The sequence below is a fragment of the Xanthomonas nasturtii genome, from assembly GCF_001660815.1.
GTDB classification, from domain to species: Bacteria; Pseudomonadota; Gammaproteobacteria; order Xanthomonadales; family Xanthomonadaceae; genus Xanthomonas; species Xanthomonas nasturtii.
Genome location: NZ_LYMI01000031.1, coordinates 12,144 through 35,562 on the forward strand (window position 1 = coordinate 12,144; position 23,419 = coordinate 35,562).

A 23,419-nucleotide genomic window follows, 5' to 3' on the forward strand; every position below is an offset into this window, starting at 1 on the left:
GCGCGAAGCGCCGTCGCGACAAGTGACGCGGACGCGTCGATGAACAAGTTATCCAGGTGACGACGAACGCGGCAGAGTTCTCCCGCACCGGGTGCATCTCACTGCGTATGCACCGATACGGGGATGTCATCGCACTGCAATGACGTGCTTATGCCTGCGCGTATGCGCAGCTGTGCGCAAAGAAATGTAGCCTGTCGCAGAAAAGTCAGCACGTGTTCACGCATATTTTATTTGGTCGGGGTGTAAATTCGTCGGCAAGGACACCGTGGAGTACGCGCGTTGGCCCCGCTCCTCATTCGTAGCAAGTCGTCTGGCTGAATCGGCAGACGGTGGTTTCCGCTTCGCCGTTTTTCCGTCTCACCCCACATTACGACGGATGTTTAGATGGTTGCTATGATGCCGCTTCACGCTACCACCGCACGCTTAGAGCGCAGCACGATGCTCCCTACTCTGAAGAAGAGCGGGCGACCGCGTGATGCGCGCGGCCGCTTCATCCGTCACCACGAGCGCCTGCCGGTGTCGCTGGCGGACACGCGCGGGGCCTTGTTCGTGGTGTCGGAGATGGCGGACTTCATCAAGGCCGGCGGTCTGGGCGATGTAGCGGCCGCACTGCCGCGCGCGTTGCGCCATCGCTACGACGTGCGCGTACTGATCCCGGGCTACCGCGCGGTGCTCGAGCGCGCCGGCAAGGTGGAAATCGTCGGCCGCGTGTTGGCGCATGCCGCGCTACCGGCCTGCGACATCGGCCGCATCGTGCAGTCCGACGGGCTGCCCATCTATATCCTGCTGTCCAAGGAACTGTTCGAACGCGACGGCTCGCCGTATGTGAGCGCCAGCGGTTCGGAGTTCGAAGACAACGCAATCCGCTTCGCCACCCTGTCGCATGCCGCCGCGGAAATTGCCGCCGGCCATGCCGGGCTGGGCTGGAAGCCGCGCCTGCTGCACCTGAACGACTGGCCGTGTGCGCTGGCCGCCGGCTACGTGCGCTGGTCCGGCGGCACCACGCCGTGCCTGCTGACCATCCATAACCTGGCCTACCAGGGGCTGGTGCCGTATTCGATGGCGGCTGCGCTGGGCATCCCCGCCGAGCGCGTGGCCGAGCTGGAGTTCTACGGGCAGATGTCGTTCCTGCGCGGCGGCATTGTGAATGCCGACCACGTCAACACCGTCAGCGTCAGCTACGCCAAGCAGATCACCGGCCCGGCCCAGGGCTGCGGCCTGGACCGGCTGCTGGCCGGTCGCGCCGCCAAGGGCGCGCTGACCGGCATCGTCAACGGCATCGACGCCAGCTGGGACCCGCGCACCGACGAATACCTGGATTCGCACTTCAGCGTGAACCAGTGGCAGGGCCGCCAGGCCAACGCCACGCAGGTGCGCAAGGCGTTCGGGCTGCGCGAGAGCACCGGCCCGCTGTTTGCGGTGGTGTCGCGGTTGGTGCACCAGAAGGGCCTGGACCTGATCTGCGAGGTTGCCCCGCAGATCGTGGCCGCCGGCGGCCAGATCGCAGTGATCGGCGGCGGCGAGCCGGAGATCGAGCGCCAGGTGGCCGAGCTGACCCGGCGCTATCCCGGCCAGATCGGCGCTTTCATCGGCTTCGAGGAAGGGCTGGCGCGGCGCATGTTCGCCGGTGCCGACTTCCTGCTCATGCCCTCGCGCTTCGAGCCCTGCGGCCTGAGCCAGATGTACGCGCAGCGCTTTGGCTGCCTGCCGATTGCGCACGCCACCGGCGGGCTGATCGACACCGTGGACGATGGCGTCACCGGCTTCCTGTTCCAGCACGCCAGCGTGGAAGCATTGCGCCGCTGCCTGGAGCGCGCCTTCCGCACCTTCCGCTTGCCCAGCCTGCTGTCGGCGATGCGCCGCGCGGCCATGCTGCGGCCCAGTGGTTGGGACGTGGCCGGCAAGAAATACCTGTCTCTCTACGAACGCACCGCTGCAACCGCGCCCGCGCTTGCGACGGTGTCATGAGCGAACGGCAGGGCGTGCAGGAGCAGGATACGGAAGCAGACGGCGTGACCACGGAAGGGCTCTCTGAAATGTCGCAGACCCTGCAGGCGCTGGCCGATGGATTGCCGGCCGACGCATTTGCGTTGCTTGGGCCGCACCCGCTGGCCGATGGCCGCCGTCAGGTGCGCGTGTTGGCGCCGAGCGCCGAGGCGATGGGGTTGATCGATCCGCGCGGCAAGTTGCTGGCGCGCATGCAGGTCAGCCCGATCGACGGCGTATTCGAAGGCACGCTTGCCCTCGAAGGGCCATACCGGCTGCGGATCGTGTGGCCGGACGTGGTGCAGGAGATCGAAGACCCTTACGCGTTCGCGGCCACGCTGGACGAATCGTTGTTGCTGCAGATCGCTGCCGGCGACGGCCAGGCCTTGCGCCGTGCGCTGGGCGCGCAGCACGTGCAGTGCGGTGATGTGCCGGGCGTGCGCTTTGCCGTGTGGGCGCCGCATGCGCAACGCGTGGCGGTGGTTGGCGACTTCAATGGCTGGGACGTGCGGCGCCACCCGATGCGGCAGCGTACCGGCGGCTTCTGGGAACTGTTCCTGCCGCGCGTGGAAGCCGGCACGCGCTACAAATACGCCGTCACTGCGGCCGATGCGCGGGTGCTGCTCAAGGCCGACCCGGTCGCGCGGCAGACCGAATTGCCCCCGGCCACTGCGTCGGTGGTGCCTGGCACCGGCACCTTTGCGTGGACCGACGCGGCGTGGATGGCCAAGCGCGACCCCAGCGCCGTGCCGGCGCCGCTGTCGATCTACGAAGTGCACGCCGCCTCCTGGCGCCGCGATGGCCACAACCAGCCGCTGGATTGGCCAACGCTGGCCGAGCAGCTGATTCCTTACGTGCAGCAGCTCGGCTTCACCCATATCGAATTGCTGCCGATCACCGAGCACCCCTTCGGCGGTTCCTGGGGGTATCAGCCGCTGGGCCTGTATGCGCCCACCGCGCGTCACGGCAGCCCGGACGGGTTTGCGCAGTTTGTGGATGCCTGCCACCGCGCCGGCATCGGCGTGATCCTGGACTGGGTCAGCGCACACTTCCCCGACGATGCGCACGGCCTGGCGCAGTTCGACGGCGCCGCGCTGTACGAGCATGCCGACCCACGCGAAGGCATGCATCGCGACTGGAATACGCTGATCTACAACTACGGCCGGCCGGAAGTGACCGCCTACCTGCTCGGCAGCGCGCTGGAGTGGATCGACCACTACCACCTCGACGGCCTGCGCGTGGATGCGGTGGCCTCGATGCTGTATCGCGACTACGGCCGTGCCGAAGGCGAGTGGGTGCCCAATGCGCATGGCGGCCGCGAGAACCTGGAAGCGGTGGCGTTCCTGCGCCAGCTCAATCGCGAGATCGCCACGCAGTTTCCCGGCGTGCTCAGCATTGCCGAAGAATCCACCGCCTGGCCGGGCGTCACCGCCGCGATCAGCGATGGTGGCCTGGGCTTCACACACAAGTGGAACATGGGCTGGATGCACGACACGCTGAGCTACATGCAGCGCGATCCGGCCGAACGTGCGCAGCACCACAGCCAGCTCACCTTCGGGCTGGTGTACGCGTTCGACGAGCGCTTCGTGCTGCCCATCTCGCACGATGAAGTGGTGCACGGCACCGGTGGGCTGCTTGGGCAGATGCCGGGCGACGACTGGCGCCGCTTCGCCAACCTGCGCGCGTATCTGGCGCTGATGTGGGCGCACCCGGGCGACAAACTGCTGTTCATGGGCGCCGAATTCGGCCAATGGGCCGACTGGAATCACGATCAGTCGCTGGACTGGCACCTGCTCGACGGCGCGCCGCATCGTGGCGTGCAGCACCTGGTGGGCGACCTCAACGCTGCGCTGCGCCGCACCCCGGCGCTGTATCGCGGCACCCATCGCGCCGAAGGCTTCGACTGGAGCGTGGCCGACGATGCGCGCAACAGCGTGCTGGCATTCATCCGCCACGATCCCGATGGCGGTGCACCGTTGCTGGCGGTGAGCAACCTCACCCCGCAACCGCTTCACCATTATCGCGTGGGGGTACCGCGTGCCGGCCACTGGCGCGAAATCCTCAACACCGACGGTGCCCATTACGGCGGCAGCAACCTCGGCAACAGCGGTCGTCTTGCGACCGAGCCGATGGGCATGCACGGGCATGCGCAACGTCTGCGCCTGACGCTGCCGCCGCTAGCCACGATCTATCTGCAAGCGGAGAAATAACCATGAACCAGCGCAACGACATCACCCCGGCCTGGGGCGCCTGGCCGGCGGGTGAGGGACAGGTGCGCTTCGCACTCTGGGCACCGCAGGCCAACACCGTGGAGGTGGTCTTCGACGACGGCACGCGCGGCGCGCTGCAGGCGGCGCAGGATGGCTTCTTCAGCGCCGTGATCGACTGCGCCCCCGATGCGCGCTACCGCTACAGCGTCGACGGCGGCGAGCCGGTGCCGGACCCTGCCTCGCGCTGGCAGCCCGAGGGCGTGCACGGCCCCAGCGCGGTCCAGCCAACCGATGGCTACGCCTGGCAGAACACCCAGTGGCAGGGGCGGCGGTGGGACGAAGCGGTGATCTATGAGTTGCACGTGGGCACCTGCGGTGGCTATGCCGGGGTGCAGGCGCAGTTGCCGCAGCTGGCGGCAATGGGCATCACCGCCATCGAGCTGATGCCGGTGAGCGCGTTCCCCGGTGCGCACAACTGGGGCTACGACGGCGTGCTGCCGTACGCACCTGCCGAGGCCTATGGCACCCCCGACGCGCTGAAGGCGCTGATCGATGCCGCGCACGGGCATGGCCTGATGGTGCTGCTGGATGTGGTCTACAACCACTTCGGCCCGGACGGCAATTATCTGCACAGCTACGCCGGCCCGTTCTTCAACGAAGACAAGCCCACCCCGTGGGGCGCGGCGATCGACTTCCGCAAGCCGCAGGTGCAGCGCTACTTCCTCGACAACGCACTGATGTGGCTGCACGAATACGGCTTCGACGGACTGCGCCTGGATGCGGTGCACGCGATCACGCCGAACGCATTCCTGGACACCTTGCGCGAAACCGTGGAGACCAGCCTGCCGGCCGGCCGCCACGTGCATCTGGTGCTGGAAAACGAGGCCAACCAAGCCTCGCAGCTGCAACGCGGCTACACCGCGCAATGGGACGACGACTTCCATAACGCCTTGCATGTGCTGCTGACTGGCGAAGAAGAAGGCTATTACGCCGCGTTCGCCGACAAGCCCACCGCGCATCTTGCGCGCGTGCTGGGCGAAGGCTTCGCCTACCAGGGCGAGCCGGACCCGCGTGGGCATGTGCGTGGCGAGCCCAGCGGTGCGCTGCCGCCGCATAAATTTGTGGTGTTTGCGCAGAACCACGACCAGATCGGCAACCGCGCCCGCGGCGAACGGCTGAGCGTGCTGGTGTCGCCACAACGGTTGCGTGCCGCCTTGGCGCTGACCGCGTTGACGCCGATGATTCCGCTGTTCTTCATGGGCGAGCCGTGGGGCGCGACGCAGCCGTTCCTGTTCTTCACCGACTTCGGCCCGCCGCTGGACGATGCGGTGCGCGAAGGCCGCCGCAAGGAGTTCGCCCATTTCGCCGCGTTCGCCGACGAGGCGCAGCGCGCCACCATTCCCGACCCCAATAGCCATGCCACCTTCGAGGCGTCGCGTTCGCCGATCGAGGACGCAGCGCAAGGCGAGGGCGCGCACTGGGCAACCTGGTTCACCGCGCTGCTGCAGGCGCGTCGCCAGTGGTTGGTGCCGGGGTTGGCGCAGGCGCGCACCGTGCGTGCCAGTGTGCTTGCCGATGGCGCGCTGACAGCCAGTTGGGAGTTGCCCGGCGGGCTGTGGCATATCGCCTTCAATGTCGGAACCCAGGCGGTGCCGTTGCCGCCGGTGCGCGGACGCGTGGCGCATGTTGAAAATGTCGCTGCCGACGCGCAGGAACTGCCGGTGGATGGCTTCATCGCCTGGCACGAGGCGCAATCGTGAGTACGCGCGCGCCGGGCGGCAATGACCTGCACACACTGGCTGAGGCGGCCGGAGTGATGGTGGATTGGGTGGATGCCAGCGACCAGCCACGGCAGGTGTCCGAGCAATCGGTGCATGCGGTGCTGACCGCGTTGGAGTTGCCCGCCGCTACCGCAGCGCAGCGCGAAGACAGCCTGCGCCGCTGCAAGGCGCAGGCCGACGAGCCGGCGCCGCTGCTCACGGCGCAGGTGGGCGAGCTGCTTGCGTTGCGGGTTGCCGCCGACGCGAGCGGCCGCTGGACCGATGAGGCGGGTGCCAGCGAAGACGCACGTGCCGATGCGCAAGGGCAGCTGCGCGCACCGCAGCGCTTCGGTTACTGGACGCTGCAGATCGGCGCGTTGACCCAGCAGGTGGCGGTCGCGCCGCAATGCTGCTTCAGCGTGGCCGACGCCTGTGGCCAGCCGGCGCCGCGTGCCTGGGGCATGGCCTTGCAGGTGTATGCGGCCTGCAGTCTCGATGACGGCGGCATCGGCGATGCCGCCGGCACGGTGGAATGGTTGCGGTATGCGGCACTGGCCGGCGCCGATGCACTGGCACTGAGTCCGGTGCATGCCTCGCGCCCGGTCACCGGCGGCTACAGCCCGTATTCGCCCAGCGACCGGCGCTTCTTCGATCCCTTGCATGCCGCGCCGGTGCGCGTGCTGGGCGAGCTGGCACTGGAGGCGATCGCCGAGGTCGACGGCCTGCGTCAGCGCTTCGACACGCTGCACGGCAACACCTTGATCGACTGGCCGGCTTCGGCGCAGGCCAAGTGGACATTGCTGCGCCATCTGCACGCGCGCGTGGCACCGGACCATGCCGATCTGGTCGCCTTCCGCAATGCGGGCGGCGACGCATTGGACGGCTTCGCACGCTTTGCTGCGCGCGATTTCGGCGACAACGACCCGCAGCTGCATGTATTTACCCAGTGGCTGGCCGCGCGCAGTTGGTCCGATGCGCAACGCGAGGCGCACGAGCGTGGCATGAAGATCGGCTTGATCGCCGATCTGGCGGTGGGCTTCGACCCCAACGGCGCCGAAGCCGCGGCCGCTGCAGATACCGTGTTGCGTGGCCTGGTGCTGGGCGCGCCGCCGGATGCCTTCAATGCCGATGGCCAGCATTGGGGCATCGGTGCGTATTCGCCTACTGCGCTGCGGCGCAGTGGTTTTGCACCGTATATCGCGCTGCTGCGCGCGGTGCTGCGCGACCGCGGCGGGATCCGCATCGATCATATTCTTGGCCTGATGCGGCTGTGGGTAGTACCCGATGGCGCCGGCTCCAACGAGGGCGCGTATCTGGCCTACCCGCTGCACGATCTGCTCAATCTGCTGGCGCTGGAATCGTGGCGGCATCGCGCGATTGTCATCGGCGAAGACCTGGGTGTGGTGCCGCCGGGCATCCGCGAAGAACTCTCGCGCCGCGGCGTCATGGGTATCGATGTCTTGATGTTCACCCGCGACGAAGACGGCGCGTTTGTCGCGCCGGCGTTGTGGCGGCCCGATGCCATCGCCACCACCACCACGCACGATCTGCCCACGCTCACCGGTTGGCGTGCAGGCCGCGACATCGCCTGGCGGCGCAAGCTGGAGTTGATCGCGCCTGCGCAGGCAGACGGCGACACCAAAGACCGCAGCAAGGATGTCGCGCGGCTGGATGCGGCGGTTGAACACGCCGGCTTGGCCGCTGCGGGCGACCCGCTGCTGGGCGCGCTGCGCTTCACCGCCACCAGCGTGTCGCCCCTGGCCTTGCTGCCGGCGGAAGACGCGCTGGCGCTGGAAGAACAACCCAATCTGCCGGGTACCGTCGAGGTCCATCCAAACTGGCGTCGACGCCTGCCCGATCCCTTGCCGCATGCGCGCCTGAGCACGGCGCTGCAGGGCTTTGCCGAGGCGCGTCGCGTCGCGGCCGTTACGGAACCGCACCCATGATCGATCTTCGCGCCACCGCCCGCCTGCAGCTGCATGCCGGCTTCACCCTGCACGACGCGCTCGCGCAGGTGCCGTACTACGCCGGCCTGGGCATCAGCCATCTATATCTGTCGCCGATCGGCACCGCGGTGCCGGGCTCCACGCACGGCTACGACAATATCGACCCGACCGTGGTCAATCCCGAGCTCGGTGGCGAAGAGGCACTGGTCGCGTTGTCGCAAGCCGCACGCGAACACGGCATGGGCCTGATCGCCGACATCGTGCCCAACCACATGGCCACGCATGCGCAAAACGCCTGGTGGTGGGATGTGTTGCGCAACGGCCGCAGCGCCAGGCACGCCGATTGGTTCGACATCGATTGGCGCGCGCCTGGGCGCGATGGGAAGTTGTGGCTGGCCGTGCTGGACCGCCCGTATGCCACCGCGCTGGCCGAAGGTCTGATCACCCTGGTGGTCGAAGACGACGGCAGTGCCGCACTGGCGCATTACGACCAGCGCTACCCGATCCGCGCGCAGACGCTGGAGGTGCCGGACAAAGCGGCACGCGCGCAGTGGCTGCGCGACTACAACGACGGCGCCAAGCGCGGCGATGGCCGCCTGCACAAGTTGATCGAGCGCCAACCGTATCGCCTGAACTGGTGGCGTGTGGGCAACGACATGCTCAACTACCGCCGCTTCTTCGACATCACCTCGCTGGTGGCGCTGCGGGTGGAACTGCCGGCCGTGTTCGACGCGGTGCATGCGCTGCCGCTGCGGCTGGTGGCCGAAGGCCATCTGGACGGCCTGCGCATCGACCACGTGGATGGGCTCACCGACCCCACCGGCTATGTGCGCAAGCTGCGCAGCCGGCTGGATGCGGCCGGCCGCACGCGCGGGCTCAAGCCCGGCACGCTGGGGCTGTATCTGGAAAAGATTCTCGCTCCCGGCGAGCACCTGCCGGCCGACTGGCCCTGCGATGGCACCACCGGTTACGACTTCATGGACCAGGTGGGCGGCGTGCTGCACGACGCGGCCGGCTTCAAGCCGTTGGCGCGGGCCTGGCAGCGGGTGAGCGGACGCAGTGGCGATTTCGCGCAGGAAGAACGCGCTGCACGCGACGAGATTTTGCGTGGCCCGCTGCAGACCGAATTCAACCGCGCTGTCGGTGCGCTGTCGGCACTGGCACGGCTGGACCCGCCTACGCGCGAGTTCAGCCCGCAGATGCTGGCGCGTGGTTTATGCGTGCTGCTGCGCTGGTTCCCGGTGTACCGCACCTACGCCGGCGCCAAGGGCGTGACCGGCAGCGAAGCCGAGCGCCTGCGCGCCACCGCTGCGCAGGCACGCGACGGCATGCCCGAATCGATCGTCGCAGCCGTGGATGCCATCGAGCGCTGGCTGCTCGACGATGCCGGCGCCGACCGCGCGCAGATCGCCTTGCGCCGCATCCTGCGCCGGCGTGTGGAGCAGCTGTCTGCACCGCTCAATGCCAAGGCGGTGGAAGACACCGCGTTCTACCGGCATGGCGTGCTGCTCTCGCGTAACGAGGTCGGTAGCCATCCGACCCATTTCGCCAACGAGGCCGCCGAGTTCCACGCGCAGAATGCCGAGCGCGCCAAGCATTACCCGCGCGCGCTGCTGGCCACCGCCACGCACGATCACAAGCGTGGCGAAGACCTGCGCATGCGGCTGGCGGTGCTGTCCGAACAGCCGCGGTGGTGGGTCGAGCAGAGTGCCCAGTTCGATGCCCTGGCCGAAGCGCTGGAATCGCCCGCCCTGGCCGGTGGCGACCAGCAGATGCTGTGGCAGACCCTGGTGGCCGCATGGCCGGTCGGGTTGGGCGCCGACCAGGCCGAGCCGCTGGCCGCCTACGCCGAGCGCGTGGCGCAGTGGCTGCTCAAGGCGGTGCGCGAAGCCAAGCTGCATACCAGCTGGACCGATGGCTCGGCCGCCTACGAACAGGCCGTGCAGGCAACGGTGGAGCAGGTGCTGAGCAGCCGCGCCGGGTTGCCGCTGCGTCGCGCCTTGCTGCGCGCCAGCAACCACATCGCCGCCGCCGGCGCGCGCAACGGGCTGGTGCAAACCACGCTGCGCCTGACCGTGCCCGGCGTGCCCGATCTATACCAGGGCACCGAAGGTTGGGATCTGTCGCTGGTGGACCCGGACAACCGCCGCCCGGTCGATTACGCGCAACGCCAGCAGTGGCTGGCGCAGGCGCGCGACTTCAATACCCTGCTGCGCGGCTGGCGCGATGGCGCGGTCAAGGCGCGGCTCACCGCGCTGCTGCTGCAGCTGCGTGGCGAACATCCGGCGCTGTTTGCGAAGGGCGACTATCAGCCGTTGAACGTGGCTGTCAGTGGCGATGCGCAGGTGCTGGCGTTTCGTCGCCAGTACCGCGGGCAGGCGTTGGTGGTTGCAGTCATCCGCTTGGGTGCCGGCGCGCAGGACGAGGGCGACCTGCCGTTGCTGGTGCCGCCGGCCACCTGGGGTCAGGCAACGTTAGCCTTGGCGGAGGGCACATACCGTAATGTGCTCGACGGCAGCACGCTGCAGCCGCAGCGCGGCCGCCTGGCGCTATCGATGGTGTTTGCACGCGCGCCGGTGGCTGTGTTGTTGTCCCAATAAGTGACCCCCCGAGAGAAACGTACGCAATGAACGACATGGAACGGCAAGCCCGGCTTGCCCAGTTGGCACAGGAGATCTGGGAAGCGGAAGGCCGCCCGGACGGGCACGCGGACCGCCACTGGGCCATGGCCGAGCGCCTGGTGGATGCCGAAGAGCGCGCCGCCGAGCAGGCCGCCGAGCATACGGTCACGCCCATCACTGCACGCCAGTAACGCGGCCTTTGTCACCTTGCACGGGCGCAGTACCACGCCCGTGCAGGATGACCTGCCGCTGCAAACGCAATCGCACACCGTCTTGAGTTCACCGTTCTAAGGAGTTACCGATGGCCACTCGCAAGTTCACTCAGCGCTCGCGCATCCGCGAAGGCCGTCCCAATCCGCTCGGTGCCACCTGGGATGGCTTGGGCGTCAACTTCGCGCTGTACTCGCGCAATGCCACCCGCGTGGAGCTGTGCCTGTTCGACGAGCGTGGCCGCGAGCAGGAACGCATCGCACTGCCCGAATACACCGACGAGGTCTGGCACGGCTACCTGCCGGATGCCCGCCCGGGCCAGCTCTACGGCTACCGCGTGCATGGCCCCTACGCGCCCGAGGCCGGGCACCGCTTCAACCACAATAAATTGCTGCTGGACCCGTATGCCAAGCAGATCGTCGGCGAGCTCAAATGGGCACCGCACCTGTTCGGTTACACCATCGGCCACCGCGACAAGGACCTGAGCTTCGATCGCCGCGACAGCGCCGCGTTCATGCCCAAGTCTGCCGTGATCGACCCGGCCTTCACCTGGGGCCAGGACCGCCCGCCGCAGACGCCGTGGAACCGCACGGTGATCTATGAGGCGCATGTGCGCGGCCTGAGCATGCTGCACCCGGCAGTGCCGCCGGAAGAGCGCGGCACATTCTCGGCGCTGAAGACCGACGAATTGATCGACCACATCAGCTCGCTCGGCGTCACCGCGGTGGAACTGCTCCCCGTGCATGCGTTCGTCGACGACCAATATCTGCTGGAAAAAGGCCTGCGCAACTACTGGGGCTACAACACGCTGGGCTTTTTTGCGCCGCAGGCGCGTTACATGTCCACGCGCACCGTGGCCGAGTTCAAGCAGATGGTGGCGCGGCTGCATCACGCCGGCCTGGAAGTGCTGCTCGACGTGGTCTACAACCACACCGCCGAAGGCAACGAGCTGGGGCCCACGCTCTCGTTCAAGGGCATCGACAACGCCAGCTACTACCGCCTGGCCGACGATCGCCGCTTCTACATCAACGACACCGGCACCGGTAACACCTTCGACCTGACCAACGTCGGCGCGCTGCGCATGGTGATGGATTCGCTGCGTTACTGGGTGCAGGAAATGCACGTGGACGGCTTCCGTTTCGACCTGGCCAGCATCCTCGGCCGCGAACGCTATGGCTTCGATCCCTCCGGCAGCTTCCTGGATGCGGTGCGCCAGGACCCGGTGCTGAGCCAGACCAAGCTGATTGCCGAACCGTGGGATATCGGCCCCGGTGGCTACCAGGTCGGCAACTTCCCGCCCGGTTGGGTGGAGTGGAACGACAAGTTCCGCGACAACGTACGCGCGTTCTGGCGCGGCGATGGCGGTCAATTGGCCGAGTTGGCCACGCGCCTGACCGGCTCTGCCGATCTGTTCAATCACAGCGGCCGCCGGCCGACCGCTTCGGTCAATTTCGTCACTGCCCACGACGGCTTCACCTTGCGCGACCTGGTCAGTTACGAAGGCAAGCACAACATGGCCAACGGCGAGGATGGCCGTGACGGCAGCGACCACAACATCTCGGCCAATTACGGCGTCGAAGGCGACACCAACGACGCGGCGATCAAGCAGCTGCGTCGCCAGCAGATGCGCAACCTGCTCGCGACGTTGCTGTTATCGCAAGGCACGCCGATGCTGCTGGCCGGCGATGAATTCGGCCACAGCCAGAACGGCAACAACAACGCGTATTGCCAGGACAACGAGCTGACCTGGATCGATTGGACGGCGGCCACCAAGGCCGCCGCCGCCGATCAAGCCGCGTTCGTGCGCCGCCTGATCCGCATCCGCCAGCGTTACCCCTTGCTGCATCGCGCGCGTTTCTTCGATGGCAAGTTCGACGAAGCGCTGGGCCTGAAGGATTTGACCTGGCTCGCACCGGATGGCCACGAGATGGACGAAGCCGGCTGGCACGACCCGGAAGCGCGCGCGCTGATGCTGCGCCTGGACGGCCGCTCGCCGACCACCGGCCTGCGCGAGATCGCCGCCAACGTGACCTTGCTGATGTTGATCAATGCCGCCTCCACCAGCGTGGCGTTTACCCTGCCATCGATGCACGACGAGCATTGGCGCGTGCTGGTGGACACCGCGCGCCACGGCGGCCGCGTGGTGGCCGGTGGCAGCGAATGGAAGGCGCCGGCGCACTCGCTGACACTGTTGGCGGTGGAACGCGACCGCATCATCAGCAGTGCGCGCATCGTTTCCGAAGGAGCGCGCTGATGGCGAGGACGGCCTGATGGATGTCTTGTTGGCAGGGGCGACCGGCCTGGTCGGCAAGCAGGTGTTGCAGCAATTGCTGGCCGACGCGCGCTGTACGGGCGTGGTGGCGATCACGCGGCGGCCGCTCACGCAGATTCACCCCAAGCTGCGCAATCAGGTAATCGACTTCGAACGGCTCGATCACTGGACGGCACCGCGCATGGAAGCGGCAATCTGCGCCCTGGGCAGCACCATGAAACAGGCCGGCTCGCGCGAGGCGTTCTACCGCATCGACCACGATTACCCGATGGCCATCGCACGCGCAGCCTGTGCGCAAGGCACCTCGGTCTTCGTGCTGAACTCGGCGGCCGGTGCCAATGCGCAATCGCGCATCTTCTATAGCCGCGTCAAGGGCGAACTGGAACGCGATCTGCGCGACATCGGCTTCCCCTCGCTGACTTTCGTGCGCCCCGGCCTTATCGGCGGCGAACGCGAGGAGCGCCGTACCGGCGAACATTTCGGCAGCCTGGTGCTGGGCGCGCTCGGCCCGATCCTGCCGCGCCGCTTCCGGATCAATCCGGCCGAACGGATTGCTGCGGCGATGGTGGCTGCAGCGCTGGCCCCGGCGCGTGGCGAGCATAGTGTCGAGGCGGCGGAGCTGGTGTAGCAGCTGCGTCGATTGCTTGGCTTGTATAGGAGCGCGCTTGCGCGCGATGAGGCATCATCGGGAACGCTTCAACGCGCGCAAGCGCGCTCCGACAGAGCTATTGTGCTACCTGCTCACACGCCCAACGACTGCCCACCATCCACCGCCAGCACTTGGCCGGTGATCCAGCGCGCCTGTGGTGAGGCAAGGAACAACGCGGCGTCGGCAATGTGTTGTACCTGCCCGAAGCCACCGAACGGAATGCTGTCGCGGATGCGTGCATATAACTCTGGTTCCTCGCGGCTGCGCGTGTCCCACAGTCCACCGGGGAACTCGATGGACCCCGGTGCGATGGCATTGACGCGGATACGCTCGCGCGCCAACTCTGCAGCCAGGGTGGTGGTGTAGTAATTCAGCGCCGCCTTGGCGGTGGAATAGGCGATCGCGCGTGGGGTTGGGCGTTGTGCGTTGATCGAGCTGATGTTGAGGATCACGGCTGCATCGCTGCTGCGTAGATACGGCAAGGCGGCGCGATTGCAGCGCACCGCGGCCATCAGGTCGACATCCAGTCCGGCCTGCCAACTTGCATCGTCGTTGCCATGTCCGTAGCCGGAGGCGTTGTTGATCACCACGTCCAGGCCATCCAGCGCCTGCGCGGCGGCCTGTACATAGGCATCGATCTGGGTGGCGTCGGCCAGGTCGCAGGGCAGTGTGTGCACCGGCGCGCCATGCGTTGCCAATGCGCTCGCAGCCTGTGCAAGGCCGGCGGCATTGCGTGCGCAGATCGAGACCTGCGCGCCGTGACGCACGAATGCCTGGGCGATTGCCAGGCCGATGCCACGGCTGCCGCCGGCGATCAACACGCGTTGCGGGCGAACAGCGGTGTTTGACATGGCGACTGCCCGATTCGGAAACCGGCATTATCCGACAGCCGCGCGCGACCGGGTTGCCACGCGTATCGCCAGTGAGGCACGGACCACCATCGCTGTGCACGCTTGCGTGGCACCGGCACGTTGATTGCAGCGGTCTGCATCGCCGCATTGCGCAGCGCTGCAAAAACCGGCATGCGCAAACGCACGCGACACCACCACGTACGGTGGCGACCGCTGCCAGCTCGCTGCCATGTGCGATCGGCGTTGCCTGCGCCACACGCCTCATCACCGCTGGCAATCAGCTCATGCCGTTTTTGCTTGCCCGGCGCTAACCAAAGGTTTACATACCGGCGCCCCGCTGCGGGCACAACGTGCGAGTCATTCAGTGGGATTTGCACATGGAAACCCATATCACCGTCATCGGCGCCGGCTTCTGCGGCACCGCGCTGGTGCGTGCGCTGGCACAGACGGCCGATAGGCATATGCAGAACTGTGCACCCGAGCACGCGCTTTGCCGAACAGCGCAAACATGCGGCGCGATGCGTAGTGCGGCGCGCGGCATCGAGCTGGGCTGGGTCATGGTGATCGTCCCGGACAATCTGATGTCCAGAGCGCTTGATTCCCTCCTCTGCCTGGAGTTCGCCCTGCCCCGGCTTGCTCCCGCTGTCTTTGCCGCTGCGCTGTGTGCCTGTGCCGTGCCTGCCATGGCCAGCACATCGCTCAATTCGCGTGCCGACGTCATCGCCGCACTGGACGCCGGCTACGACGTCAGCCTGACCACCGATCTCAGTCGCTGCACGCCCGAACAGGGCACGCCGGCCAGCCAGACCCGCGGCGGCGGCCATCGATGCCTACCGCATCACCGAGGACGGCACGGTCGCGTTCTCCGGCTCGCACTTCACCGTGGCCAGTAATGACAAGGTGCGCAAGCAATCCAGGCTTCGCACGTACCCTCATCCGCCCCTGCGGGGCACCTTCTCCCGGCGGGAGAAGGGACGTCTTTTCGCTGTGCAGGGGAGTGCGCGCGGCCGTAGCCCCTCTCCTGCGGGAGAGGGGTGAGGGTACGGGGCGTAGCCACGCGTGGCGGTTGGTGGTCAGAAACAGAAACATGTAAGCATCACCTGCACGAACGCTGGAAATCGGCGGCGTTGTAGGTCATGGCATTAGATGCATGATGCCGGCGTTGTTGACCAGCCCATCGATTGCGCCATACGCCGCGATCAGTGCTGCCACGCCGGCGTTGACCGAGTCCTTGTTGGCGACATCCATTTCCAGCACCAGCGCTTGGCCGCCCGCCTGCTCGATGTCCGACTTCAACGCCTGCAGTCGGTCGGTGCGCCGCGCCGCAAGGCCGACCTTCATGCCTGCCGCTGCGGGTTTCTTTGCCGTTGCGTTGCCGATGCCGCTGGAGGCGCCGGTAATCAAGGCCACTTTGCCGTGGAACTCATTCGTTGATTTGGACAGTCTCTCGTCGGTTGTCGATACGGGATTGGACGCGGCCAGGCCCCGTCGAATCGGTTGTCAGTATCAGCGAGATGATGTCCATCCTATACCTGGTTTCAATTACGCACCTGGGGGTAACTCGATATGGCCGAGGAAACCGCTGCCCCCTGCGACCTCTATCGCCTTGCGGACATCCGCACGGTGCTGGAGCCGATCGCCAACAAGTGGTCGGTCATGATCATGACGGTGCTATGCAACGGGCCAATGCGCTTCAACCGGATCAAACGGCAACTGGATGGCGTGACGCACAAATCGCTGACCGAAGCGCTGCGGCGGCTGCAACGGATCGGGTTGATCAGCAGGGAAGTGATTTCTTCGTCGCCGGTGGCCGTGCAATACCGGCGCACGCCGTTGGGCGACACCCTGGAAGCGCCGCTGATCGCGCTGCTGCACGGGTGCCAGGACCGCGCCAATGAGGTGATTGCAGCCGAGCAGGCGTTTGCAGCCAGTCCCCCCGCTGCGGCCTTGGAACCGGCATCTGCAGTTCTGCGGCGACCTGGAAGCGGCCGGTATTTTCAGTCGTGCGCCATACGTGGAGTGCTGCTGGATGGGGGGCGTCGGCCCGGCGACTCATTGCCCCGATCAGTCTGCGAGCCTGCTGATTGATCCACCGGAACGCCGACGATTCACCCACAACGGCTGTGTGGCCTCACAATAGGCGGCCAGTTCCCAACCGATGTCGCCATGCGCAAGACCTACCAGCTCAACCTCGAAGGCAAGAACCGCGATCGTCTGCTGGAGTCCAGCAAGAACGAGATCCGCAAGTACATCCGCCGCGAGCGCCGCAAGGACCTGCCGGAGGGCGCGGATTACTGGGACTTCGACATGCGCTTCGGCGTGGATGAGGCCAGCGCGCAGCCGTTGCCGCCGGCCGAGCTGATCCGTTCGATCAATGCGCTCACCAGCGAGGGTGGCGAGCAGTTTTTCGTGGAAATCCTGCGCAAGCCGGGCAAGCGCACGCCGCGCGCAGGGAGCGACCACGGCTTCGGTGATGGCGAGCTGGATTTCGAGCAGGATTGAGGCCGCACCCTGCGTCGGCAGTTTCACTGCGCACCGCGGCATTACCGTCGTTGAGCATCGCGACAGATCGCTAGCCGCGATGCGTGCGCAGGTCCGTCAGGGCCGCTGCGCCAGGGAGCACCACATCGCCGCGCTCAGTCGGGTTTTGCGGACGCCGCCGCCGCGCGCAGCTTGTCTTTCTTGCTGGGCCGCTTGCCCTTGATGCCGCCGTTGTTCTCCGGCGCGGCCGCATCCACGCCTTGTGCTTCACTCGCAGGCCTGGCGTTTGCAGGCGTTTCTGTCGTCGCCGTCGGTTCGAACCCGGCGACAACGCGCGTGGCGACCCGCAGGCCCTGGCGTTTTTCGATCAGCCGCCATTGCTGCGCGCTTTCGGCCGTGACGAAGCTGATCGCCACGCCGCGGGCACCGGCGCGTGCGGTGCGGCCGATGCGGTGGGTGTAGTCGACGGTGGAGCGGGGCAGGTCGTAATTGAGTACCGCAGGCAAGGCGTCTATATCGATGCCGCGCCCGGCCAGATCGGTGGCCACCAGCACCTGCACTTGCGCCTGTTTGAAGGCCCGCAACGTGCGTTCGCGGCGGCCCTGGCTCAATTCGCCATGCAGCGGCATCGCCTCGATGCCGGTCTTGCTCAATTTTTCGGCGACCTTCTCGGCGGTGTGGCGGCTGGCGACGAAGACCAGCAGCTGCGGCCATGCGTGTTCCTGCAGCAGATGACGCAGCAGCGCGGTGCGCTGGGCGGTATCCACCGCGATCGCCTGTTGCACGATCGCCGGTGCCTGTTCGGGCGTGGCCTCGATGGTGATGCGCAAGGGATCGCGCAGACGTCGCTTGGCCAGCGACGCGATGGTGGGCGGAAACGTGGCCGACACCAGCACGCTCTGCCGCTGCGCCGGCAATAGCGCAAGGATGCGATCGAGTTCGGTACCGAAGCCCAGTTCCAGCAGGCGGTCGGCTTCGTCCAGCACCAGCGTGGCCACCTCGCTCAGGCGCAGTGCGTTGTGATCGACCAGATCCAGCAGCCGGCCCGGTGTGGCCACCACGATGTCGGCGCCACCGCGCAGCGCCAGCAGCTGCGGGTTGATCGAACTGCCGCCGGTGGCGGCAACGATCTTGAGCCGTCGCGGCAGGTGCGCAGCCAGCTGGCGCAACGTGGCCTCCACCTGTGCGGCAAGTTCGCGGGTGGGCACCAGCACCAACGCACCCAGCACGCGTGGCGCGGTCTCCGGTGCCAGCATGCGTTGCTGCAGCAACGGCAACGCATAGGCCAGGGTCTTGCCCGAACCGGTCTGCGCCATCGCAATCAGATCGCGTCCGGCCAGCATCGGCGAAATCATGGCGACCTGGATCGGCGTGAGCGTGCGCACACCGGCCCTGGCGAGCGCGGACTCGAACGAGGGCGGTAGCTGTAGCGACAGCAAATCTGCTTTCAGTGACATCGCGCGATTATCCACGCATTGTCGACGACGTGCATGCCGAAACGAAGTGCAGGTGCGCTTGCAGCACAGACCGATCCATGGTGCCGCCAAGCGGCGGCAACAAAAAATCGTTGTGTCGGTCCCAGGTCTGATGCATCCAATGCGATTTGCCCTCGGCCGTGGCCCGGTTTTGTGCGGATGGTTAATCGCCGGAGATCAGTTGTACAGATCACGCTTCAGCATGGATTATTACCGCTTATCTGCGATGCGTCGTTCAGCGATTTTCAGCTGTTCGCATTATCGCCTAGATCTTCGCGCAACGGAAACAAGGTTTACGATTAACGCGCTCTAATATAGATGCGACTCCATGAGAGTGCAAATTCAGATCCATACAAGCGATGGTGGTAAAATGAAGAAGTTTTTCAGATCATTGGGAGTGGGTGGTTCGAGCAGCAGTCGTTTTCAGCCTCATATTCCAGAGGCTGACTCAGCACCCAGTAGTAAGGCGTCTACGCCTCCGTCCTCTCCGCCTCCGGACTCCCCGCCTAGTAACTCTGCATTTTCCGCTCTCCCAGCCAGACCTCGCAAGAAGGCCGAGGCCTTGTCGGATGCGGTGCAGTCGCGTGGACATTCAGCTCCATCAAGCTTGGTGTCTTATGCCAACGCAACTCTCGATCAGCTGAGGCGAAACGAACCTATCAGCGAGTCACTTCGGCTAATGGATATTGAGAACCTCCCCCATCTAGTTCGCTCATACGATAATAGATTGAAAAATCTAAATTTGCGCAGCTTCGATACACCCGGGGAGTTCTTGCATGAACTGGGTCGCTGGCATAAAACAGGATTGCCATTAAGGGCGGTAGTGCGACTGGACGAAGATCCGCGAAGGTGGCATCGCGTCGCATTCGACGTGCGCAATCACGAGAATGGTCACACGACGATTATCGCGCTGGAACCTGCGTCTGCTTATAATCCGGACCACATGCCCGGTTTCGTAAAGATTAGAGAAAATCTTACGTCTCAGTTCGGAAAGAAAATTTCTTTTTCGGTGATCGAAGCGGAAGCGCTTAAGTCAATAGGTGGATGCGTCATATTTTCTCTTGACTATGCCCTGGCGGCATACCAAGAAAGAAGCACTTTCGACCGGTGGCATAAAGATCTGCGAAAGAAGGGAAATATCATGGGAATGACTCCGGAAAGTGAGTACCTTGACGATCTTGGCGTCTATTTGCTTAGAGGAACCAGATTGTTGCCTGCAAATTTTTATAAACATGCGCATTCCAGGCGCAGCATCGACGAGCTCGAGGCGTATCAGCCTGGTGCATCGGCCACTGATGTGAGGTCCGGCAGAGCCGCCGTGTACAAGGAGTCGCTGAGCCGTAGACTGGAGGAGTTCCGGGTCGAGCGCGATAAAAGTTACAGCATGTCAATCGAAGCATCCAGAGCCAGAAAGATCCGCCATGCTTTAGAGTCCTGAGACAATTATTAAATATTATTTATGCTGCTTGGCATACAAAGCCCGCCTTCTCGGCGGGCTTTTTCCTGGGATGCTGCAGCGGCGAGCCTGACGGAAAGCGTAAAGGCCGGCCTGTAGCTTCGCCAAGCAGACCTATTCCCCTTGTGGTAGAAGCTGCGGGCGCACCATCACAGATATGAAAGCGCAAGCAATGTCATCTATTGCGCCCTGTTCTTGGCCATGCCACCTATCGGACCAGGGTGTAACCGAACTAGCGTTTGATCGAGGTTCTTTAGGGATGGTCTGATCAACGACGTCGGAGGATGATCTAAACCGCATCAGCCACTCTGATAGCGCTCAGACCCTCGATTTTTTGCCGTTTCCGCCGCGTTTGCGGGGTGTTGCCCGGGTTACAGGCACACCGTCCCCACGACAGGCATCAACTGCTTTCGCTTCAGCCAAAGGTTCGACAGTGCAAACAGCGTCAGCACCTGCGCGGTATTCTTCGCCAGGCCGCGATAGCGCACCTTGACGTAACTAAACTGGCGCTTGATCACCCGAAACGGATGTTCCACCTTCGCCCGCAGGCTGGCCTTGGTGTGCTCCCAGCGCTTGGTCCACTGCAGCTGGCGCGCACTCTTGATCTGCTTGAGCTTGGACGGCTTGGCTGCAATCAGGTAGCGCAACATGCGCTTGCGTGCCATCTCCGCGCGCTTGTCCAGCCCCGTGTAACCGCTATCCCCGCTGAGCATGTCTTCCTTGACATGCATCAGCTTGTGCGCCTGCGTGATATCGGCGACGTTGGCTGCCGTGCATTCCACGTGGTGCACCAAGCCGGACACATCGTCTACCCCAATGTGCGCTTTCATCCCGAAGTAATACTGATTGCCCTTCTTGGTCTGGTGCATCTGCGGGTCGCGCTTGCCGTCCTGGTTCTTGGTCGAACTGGGCGCTGAAATGATCGTGGCGTCTACGATCGTCCCGCCGCGCAGGCTCTGCCCCTTGCGCGACAGGTGCGCGTTGACCCGGTTGAACAGCTTGCGCGCCACATCGTGTTGCTCCAGCAAGTGGCGGAAGTTGAGTATCGTCGTCTCGTCCGGCACCTCATCCAGGCCGCCGATCTTTGCAAAACGCCGCATCGACACCGTGTCGTACAGGGCTTCTTCCGCCGATGGATCGCTCAATGCGTACCACTGCTGCAAAAAGTGGATGCGCAGCATCGTCTCCAGCCGATACGGCTGTCGCCCCGGCTGCCCCGACTTTGGATAATGCGGCTCGATCAGCGCCAGCAGGTCTTTCCACGGCACCACCTGATCCATCTCGGCCAGAAATACCTCGCGCCGCGTCTGCTTGCGCTTGCCGTTGTACTCCGCATCGCCGAAGCTCAGCTGCATCGAAATCGTCCGCTCGGTTCGTTGATCGATTGTCGCAGATCATGCTGCTTTGTTCAGAGCTTCCTTAGCACACCGAAACGTTGCACGGCTACAGGCGCCATTGATGTTGGGAGTCAGCGGCTGCATTGCGCTCGTTCACCCGGCACGTGCGCGCGCGCCTGCTTGTACCTACGTTCGTGGTTTCTGACAGAGCGTCTTCAATCCTGCGCGGCGAGCCGGCAAGGCCCGCCGCGCACGTGCTCAGTTGGCCAACGCCAGATCGTCCAGCAGCGCGCGCAGGAAACGTGCGGCGTCGCCGCCAGTGGCGGCGCGGTGGTCGAAGGTCAGCGACAGCGGCATCACCTTGTGGGTCTCCACACCGCCCATCACCGGCACGAGCTGGTAGCGCGCGCGGCCGGCAGCCACGATCGCCACGCACGGCGGCACCACCACCGGGGTGGCGTAGCGGCCGGCGAACATGCCGAAGTTGGACAGCGAGATGGTGTAGCCGCTCAACTCGGAGGCGGCAATGCTGCGGGTTTCCACCTGCTGGCGCAGCCGGTTGACGCCTTCGCGGATGCCGTGTGCGTCCAGCATGTCGGCGTTGCGCAATGCCGGCACGAACAAGCCTTCTTCGGTATCCACGGCAATGCCGATATCGACCTGGTGGTGCAGGGTGCGGCTGAGTGCGTCGCCGTCGAACCAGGCGTTGAGCGCAGGCACCGCCTGGCAGGCGCGCACGATGCCGCGCACCAGGCGCACGGTGACATCGTTGCCGGGCTGCCAGGCGTGCAGGTCGGCATCGTCGTTGAGCGTGGTCGGCACCACCTTGGTATGCGCATCGGCCATCACGCGCGCCATGTTGCGGCGCACGCCCTTGAGCTGCTCCGGCTGGCCCTTGGCGCTGATGCCGGGCGATTGGGTGCGCATCGGCTTGCCGCTGGCTGAGAGCGGCGAGCGGGTAGTGCTGCCCTCATCCGCCCTGCGGGCACCTTCTCCCGCGGGCGGGAGAAGGGTCGCCGTTGCTGGTCGATCCCTGCCGTCGACAATGATCGCAGCGGCTCTCCCACCGCCACCGATCGGACCACCTCTCCCGCTTGCGGGAAAGGTCGGCGCGCCATGCGCGCCCGGTGAGGGCTGCGCGGTGCCGGCGGCCGCTGCCTGCTTTACGTCTGCAAGCGTGACCGTGCCGTCCGGTCCGGTGGCACGCACCTGCGCCAGATCCACGCGCAGCTTGCGTGCGAGCGCCCGCACCACCGGCATCGCGCGCACGCCGCCGACGGCGATCGCCTGTTCGCTCTGCACGGTGTTGGAGCTCTGCATGGCACCCACCACGGTGCCGGCGTCGTCGCGCTCGCCAGCGCCGGGATCCGCAGCGGCATCGGCATCCGCATCGGCAATTTCGCCGCCGTTGTCGGAGGCAACCACCCGCGCGGTGGGACCGGCCGCGCTCTGGCCGGTGCTCGGCGTTGCCGCCTGCGCGCTGCCGCCGTGACCATGTCCGTGCCCGGTGTCCTGGCCATCGGCCCGTTGCGGCTGCGAGGGGTCCAGCGCGAACTGCGCCAGCACCGCACCGGTGACGATGATGTCGCCGGCCGCACCGGCCAGCTTGACCACCGTGCCGGAGAACGGCGAGGGCACCTCGACCACCGCCTTGGCGGTCTCCATCGAGACCAGCGGGTCGTCCAGGCGCACGTTGTCGCCTTCCTTGACGAACCATTCGACGATAGTGGCGTCGGGCAGGCCTTCGCCCAGGTCGGGCAGGTGAAAATTCTTGTTGTCGCTCATGGCAGATTCTCTTGCGCGGCAGGCAGCTGCGGCGTGGTGTCGTCGAGGAGTTCGAGGTCGGCGGCCGGCAGCCAGCCCTGCGTGCTGTCGGCACGCTCGGACCACCACCAGCCACCGTGTTCGTGATGCAGCAACACGTCCTCGCCTGCCTGGGCATCGAGTTCGCGTGCGTCGTAATCGCGCAGGGCTTCGGCCAGGCCGTCGCCCAGCGGGCGCAGCCAGGCCAGCGGCGCCCAGCCGGCACGGCCACCGTCGGTGGTGACCCAGGCAAACGCCGGCCATTCTTCGTCGCGTACGCCGACGCTCACCTGCTGGCCTGCCTGGAAGCGGACCGGGTTGGCGTAAGCGGCGCGGTGCTGGCAAAGCAGACGGGCGCGCAT

At 65.7% G+C, this 23,419-nt stretch carries 17 protein-coding genes and 1 pseudogene; 12 read left to right on the plus strand and 6 right to left on the minus strand.

Annotated elements, in window-relative coordinates; genetic code table 11:
- Positions 1-384 precede the first annotated feature (384 nt).
- From glgA to A7D16_RS12410, 8 genes are all read left to right on the plus strand, one after another.
- A complete protein-coding gene (glgA, locus tag A7D16_RS12375; protein ID WP_064633131.1) occupies positions 385-1,968 on the plus strand; it encodes a glycogen synthase GlgA in 1,584 nt (527 codons plus the stop codon).
- On the plus strand, positions 1,965-4,196 hold the full coding sequence (locus tag A7D16_RS12380; protein WP_064633132.1) for a 1,4-alpha-glucan branching enzyme: 2,232 nt from the start codon (positions 1,965-1,967) through the stop codon (positions 4,194-4,196). Before glgA ends, A7D16_RS12380 begins: the two co-directional genes overlap by 4 nt.
- A 2-nt stretch (positions 4,197-4,198) precedes the next feature.
- Positions 4,199-5,956 (plus strand): malto-oligosyltrehalose trehalohydrolase, encoded by a 1,758-nt coding sequence (gene treZ / locus A7D16_RS12385; RefSeq protein ID WP_064633134.1) that lies wholly within the window; start codon positions 4,199-4,201, stop codon positions 5,954-5,956.
- Positions 5,953-7,902, plus strand: a complete 1,950-nt coding sequence (locus A7D16_RS12390; protein ID WP_064633136.1) for a 4-alpha-glucanotransferase — start codon at positions 5,953-5,955, stop codon at positions 7,900-7,902. Before treZ ends, A7D16_RS12390 begins: the two co-directional genes overlap by 4 nt.
- Positions 7,899-10,502 carry a malto-oligosyltrehalose synthase gene (gene treY, locus A7D16_RS12395; protein WP_064633138.1) on the plus strand — a complete coding sequence of 868 codons (2,604 nt, stop codon included), beginning with the start codon at positions 7,899-7,901 and terminating at the stop codon, positions 10,500-10,502. Before A7D16_RS12390 ends, treY begins: the two co-directional genes overlap by 4 nt.
- Positions 10,503-10,528: 26 nt before the next feature.
- Positions 10,529-10,714 carry a DUF2934 domain-containing protein gene (locus tag A7D16_RS12400; protein WP_064633140.1) on the plus strand — a complete coding sequence of 62 codons (186 nt, stop codon included), beginning with the start codon at positions 10,529-10,531 and terminating at the stop codon, positions 10,712-10,714.
- A 110-nt stretch (positions 10,715-10,824) separates the two neighbouring features.
- Complete coding sequence (gene glgX / locus A7D16_RS12405) at positions 10,825-12,987, plus strand: glycogen debranching protein GlgX (RefSeq protein ID WP_064633142.1); 2,163 nt, start codon at positions 10,825-10,827, stop codon at positions 12,985-12,987.
- 16 nt (positions 12,988-13,003) lie between these two features.
- Positions 13,004-13,633 carry an NAD(P)H-binding protein gene (locus tag A7D16_RS12410; RefSeq protein WP_064633177.1) on the plus strand — a complete coding sequence of 210 codons (630 nt, stop codon included), beginning with the start codon at positions 13,004-13,006 and terminating at the stop codon, positions 13,631-13,633.
- 113 nt (positions 13,634-13,746) lie between these two features.
- Here the strand turns inward: A7D16_RS12410 and A7D16_RS12415 are convergent, their stop codons facing one another.
- Entirely contained in the window at positions 13,747-14,505 is a 759-nt protein-coding gene (locus A7D16_RS12415; protein WP_064633144.1) for an SDR family NAD(P)-dependent oxidoreductase, read from the minus strand.
- Positions 14,506-15,128: 623 nt separating this feature from the next.
- On the opposite strand from A7D16_RS12415, the pseudogene A7D16_RS21595 reads away from it, so the two are divergent.
- Positions 15,129-15,459: pseudogene (locus A7D16_RS21595) on the plus strand (VirK family protein); the annotation flags it as partial.
- A gap of 180 nt (positions 15,460-15,639) precedes the next feature.
- Here the strand turns inward: A7D16_RS21595 and A7D16_RS12430 are convergent.
- Positions 15,640-15,915: an SDR family oxidoreductase gene (locus A7D16_RS12430; RefSeq protein WP_239686994.1), complete on the minus strand. Its 276-nt coding sequence runs from the start codon at positions 15,913-15,915 to the stop codon at positions 15,640-15,642.
- Positions 15,916-16,071: 156 nt separating this feature from the next.
- Here A7D16_RS12430 and A7D16_RS12435 point away from each other — a divergent pair, with 156 nt between their 5' ends.
- Positions 16,072-16,593, plus strand: a complete 522-nt coding sequence (locus A7D16_RS12435; RefSeq protein WP_239686995.1) for a winged helix-turn-helix transcriptional regulator — start codon at positions 16,072-16,074, stop codon at positions 16,591-16,593.
- A gap of 78 nt (positions 16,594-16,671) precedes the next feature.
- Positions 16,672-17,007: a DUF6172 family protein gene (locus A7D16_RS12440; protein WP_064633151.1), complete on the plus strand. Its 336-nt coding sequence runs from the start codon at positions 16,672-16,674 to the stop codon at positions 17,005-17,007.
- 134 nt (positions 17,008-17,141) lie between these two features.
- Here the strand turns inward: A7D16_RS12440 and A7D16_RS12445 are convergent, their stop codons facing one another.
- Complete coding sequence (locus A7D16_RS12445; RefSeq protein ID WP_064633152.1) at positions 17,142-18,443, minus strand: DEAD/DEAH box helicase; 1,302 nt, start codon at positions 18,441-18,443, stop codon at positions 17,142-17,144.
- Positions 18,444-18,789: 346 nt separating this feature from the next.
- Here A7D16_RS12445 and xopJ point away from each other — a divergent pair, with 346 nt between their 5' ends.
- On the plus strand, positions 18,790-19,899 hold the full coding sequence (xopJ, locus tag A7D16_RS21605; RefSeq protein ID WP_116905867.1) for a YopJ family type III secretion system effector XopJ: 1,110 nt from the start codon (positions 18,790-18,792) through the stop codon (positions 19,897-19,899).
- A gap of 389 nt (positions 19,900-20,288) precedes the next feature.
- Here xopJ and A7D16_RS12455 read toward each other — a convergent pair whose 3' ends face one another.
- The 3 genes from A7D16_RS12455 to A7D16_RS12465 all read right to left on the minus strand — a co-directional run bounded on the left by A7D16_RS12455 (position 20,289) and on the right by A7D16_RS12465 (position 23,419).
- Complete coding sequence (locus tag A7D16_RS12455; protein WP_064633156.1) at positions 20,289-21,272, minus strand: IS5 family transposase; 984 nt, start codon at positions 21,270-21,272, stop codon at positions 20,289-20,291.
- Between the two features lie 240 nt (positions 21,273-21,512).
- Positions 21,513-23,039 (minus strand): dihydrolipoamide acetyltransferase family protein, encoded by a 1,527-nt coding sequence (locus A7D16_RS12460; protein WP_064633159.1) that lies wholly within the window; start codon positions 23,037-23,039, stop codon positions 21,513-21,515.
- Positions 23,036-23,419 (minus strand): SH3 domain-containing protein, encoded by a 384-nt coding sequence (locus A7D16_RS12465; RefSeq protein WP_064633161.1) that lies wholly within the window; start codon positions 23,417-23,419, stop codon positions 23,036-23,038. The genes A7D16_RS12460 and A7D16_RS12465 overlap by 4 nt, the downstream gene beginning before the upstream one ends.

Excerpts from the sequence above, each read along its gene's own strand:
- A7D16_RS12465 (WP_064633161.1), bottom strand. The coding sequence starts at position 23,419 with ATGCGCGCCCGTCTGCTTTGCCAGCACCGCGCCGCTTACGCCAACCCG.
- A7D16_RS12455 (WP_064633156.1), bottom strand. The coding sequence starts at position 21,272 with ATGCAGCTGAGCTTCGGCGATGCGGAGTACAACGGCAAGCGCAAGCAG.
- treY (WP_064633138.1), top strand. The coding sequence starts at position 7,899 with ATGATCGATCTTCGCGCCACCGCCCGCCTGCAGCTGCATGCCGGCTTC.
- A7D16_RS12460 (WP_064633159.1), bottom strand. The coding sequence starts at position 23,039 with ATGAGCGACAACAAGAATTTTCACCTGCCCGACCTGGGCGAAGGCCTG.
- glgA (WP_064633131.1), top strand. The coding sequence starts at position 385 with ATGGTTGCTATGATGCCGCTTCACGCTACCACCGCACGCTTAGAGCGC.
- A7D16_RS12440 (WP_064633151.1), top strand. The coding sequence starts at position 16,672 with ATGCGCAAGACCTACCAGCTCAACCTCGAAGGCAAGAACCGCGATCGT.
- A7D16_RS12435 (WP_239686995.1), top strand. The coding sequence starts at position 16,072 with ATGGCCGAGGAAACCGCTGCCCCCTGCGACCTCTATCGCCTTGCGGAC.
- A7D16_RS12410 (WP_064633177.1), top strand. The coding sequence starts at position 13,004 with ATGGATGTCTTGTTGGCAGGGGCGACCGGCCTGGTCGGCAAGCAGGTG.
- A7D16_RS12445 (WP_064633152.1), bottom strand. The coding sequence starts at position 18,443 with ATGTCACTGAAAGCAGATTTGCTGTCGCTACAGCTACCGCCCTCGTTC.
- A7D16_RS12400 (WP_064633140.1), top strand. The coding sequence starts at position 10,529 with ATGAACGACATGGAACGGCAAGCCCGGCTTGCCCAGTTGGCACAGGAG.
- A7D16_RS12415 (WP_064633144.1), bottom strand. The coding sequence starts at position 14,505 with ATGTCAAACACCGCTGTTCGCCCGCAACGCGTGTTGATCGCCGGCGGC.
- xopJ (WP_116905867.1), top strand. The coding sequence starts at position 18,790 with ATGAGAGTGCAAATTCAGATCCATACAAGCGATGGTGGTAAAATGAAG.
- glgX (WP_064633142.1), top strand. The coding sequence starts at position 10,825 with ATGGCCACTCGCAAGTTCACTCAGCGCTCGCGCATCCGCGAAGGCCGT.
- A7D16_RS12380 (WP_064633132.1), top strand. The coding sequence starts at position 1,965 with ATGAGCGAACGGCAGGGCGTGCAGGAGCAGGATACGGAAGCAGACGGC.
- treZ (WP_064633134.1), top strand. The coding sequence starts at position 4,199 with ATGAACCAGCGCAACGACATCACCCCGGCCTGGGGCGCCTGGCCGGCG.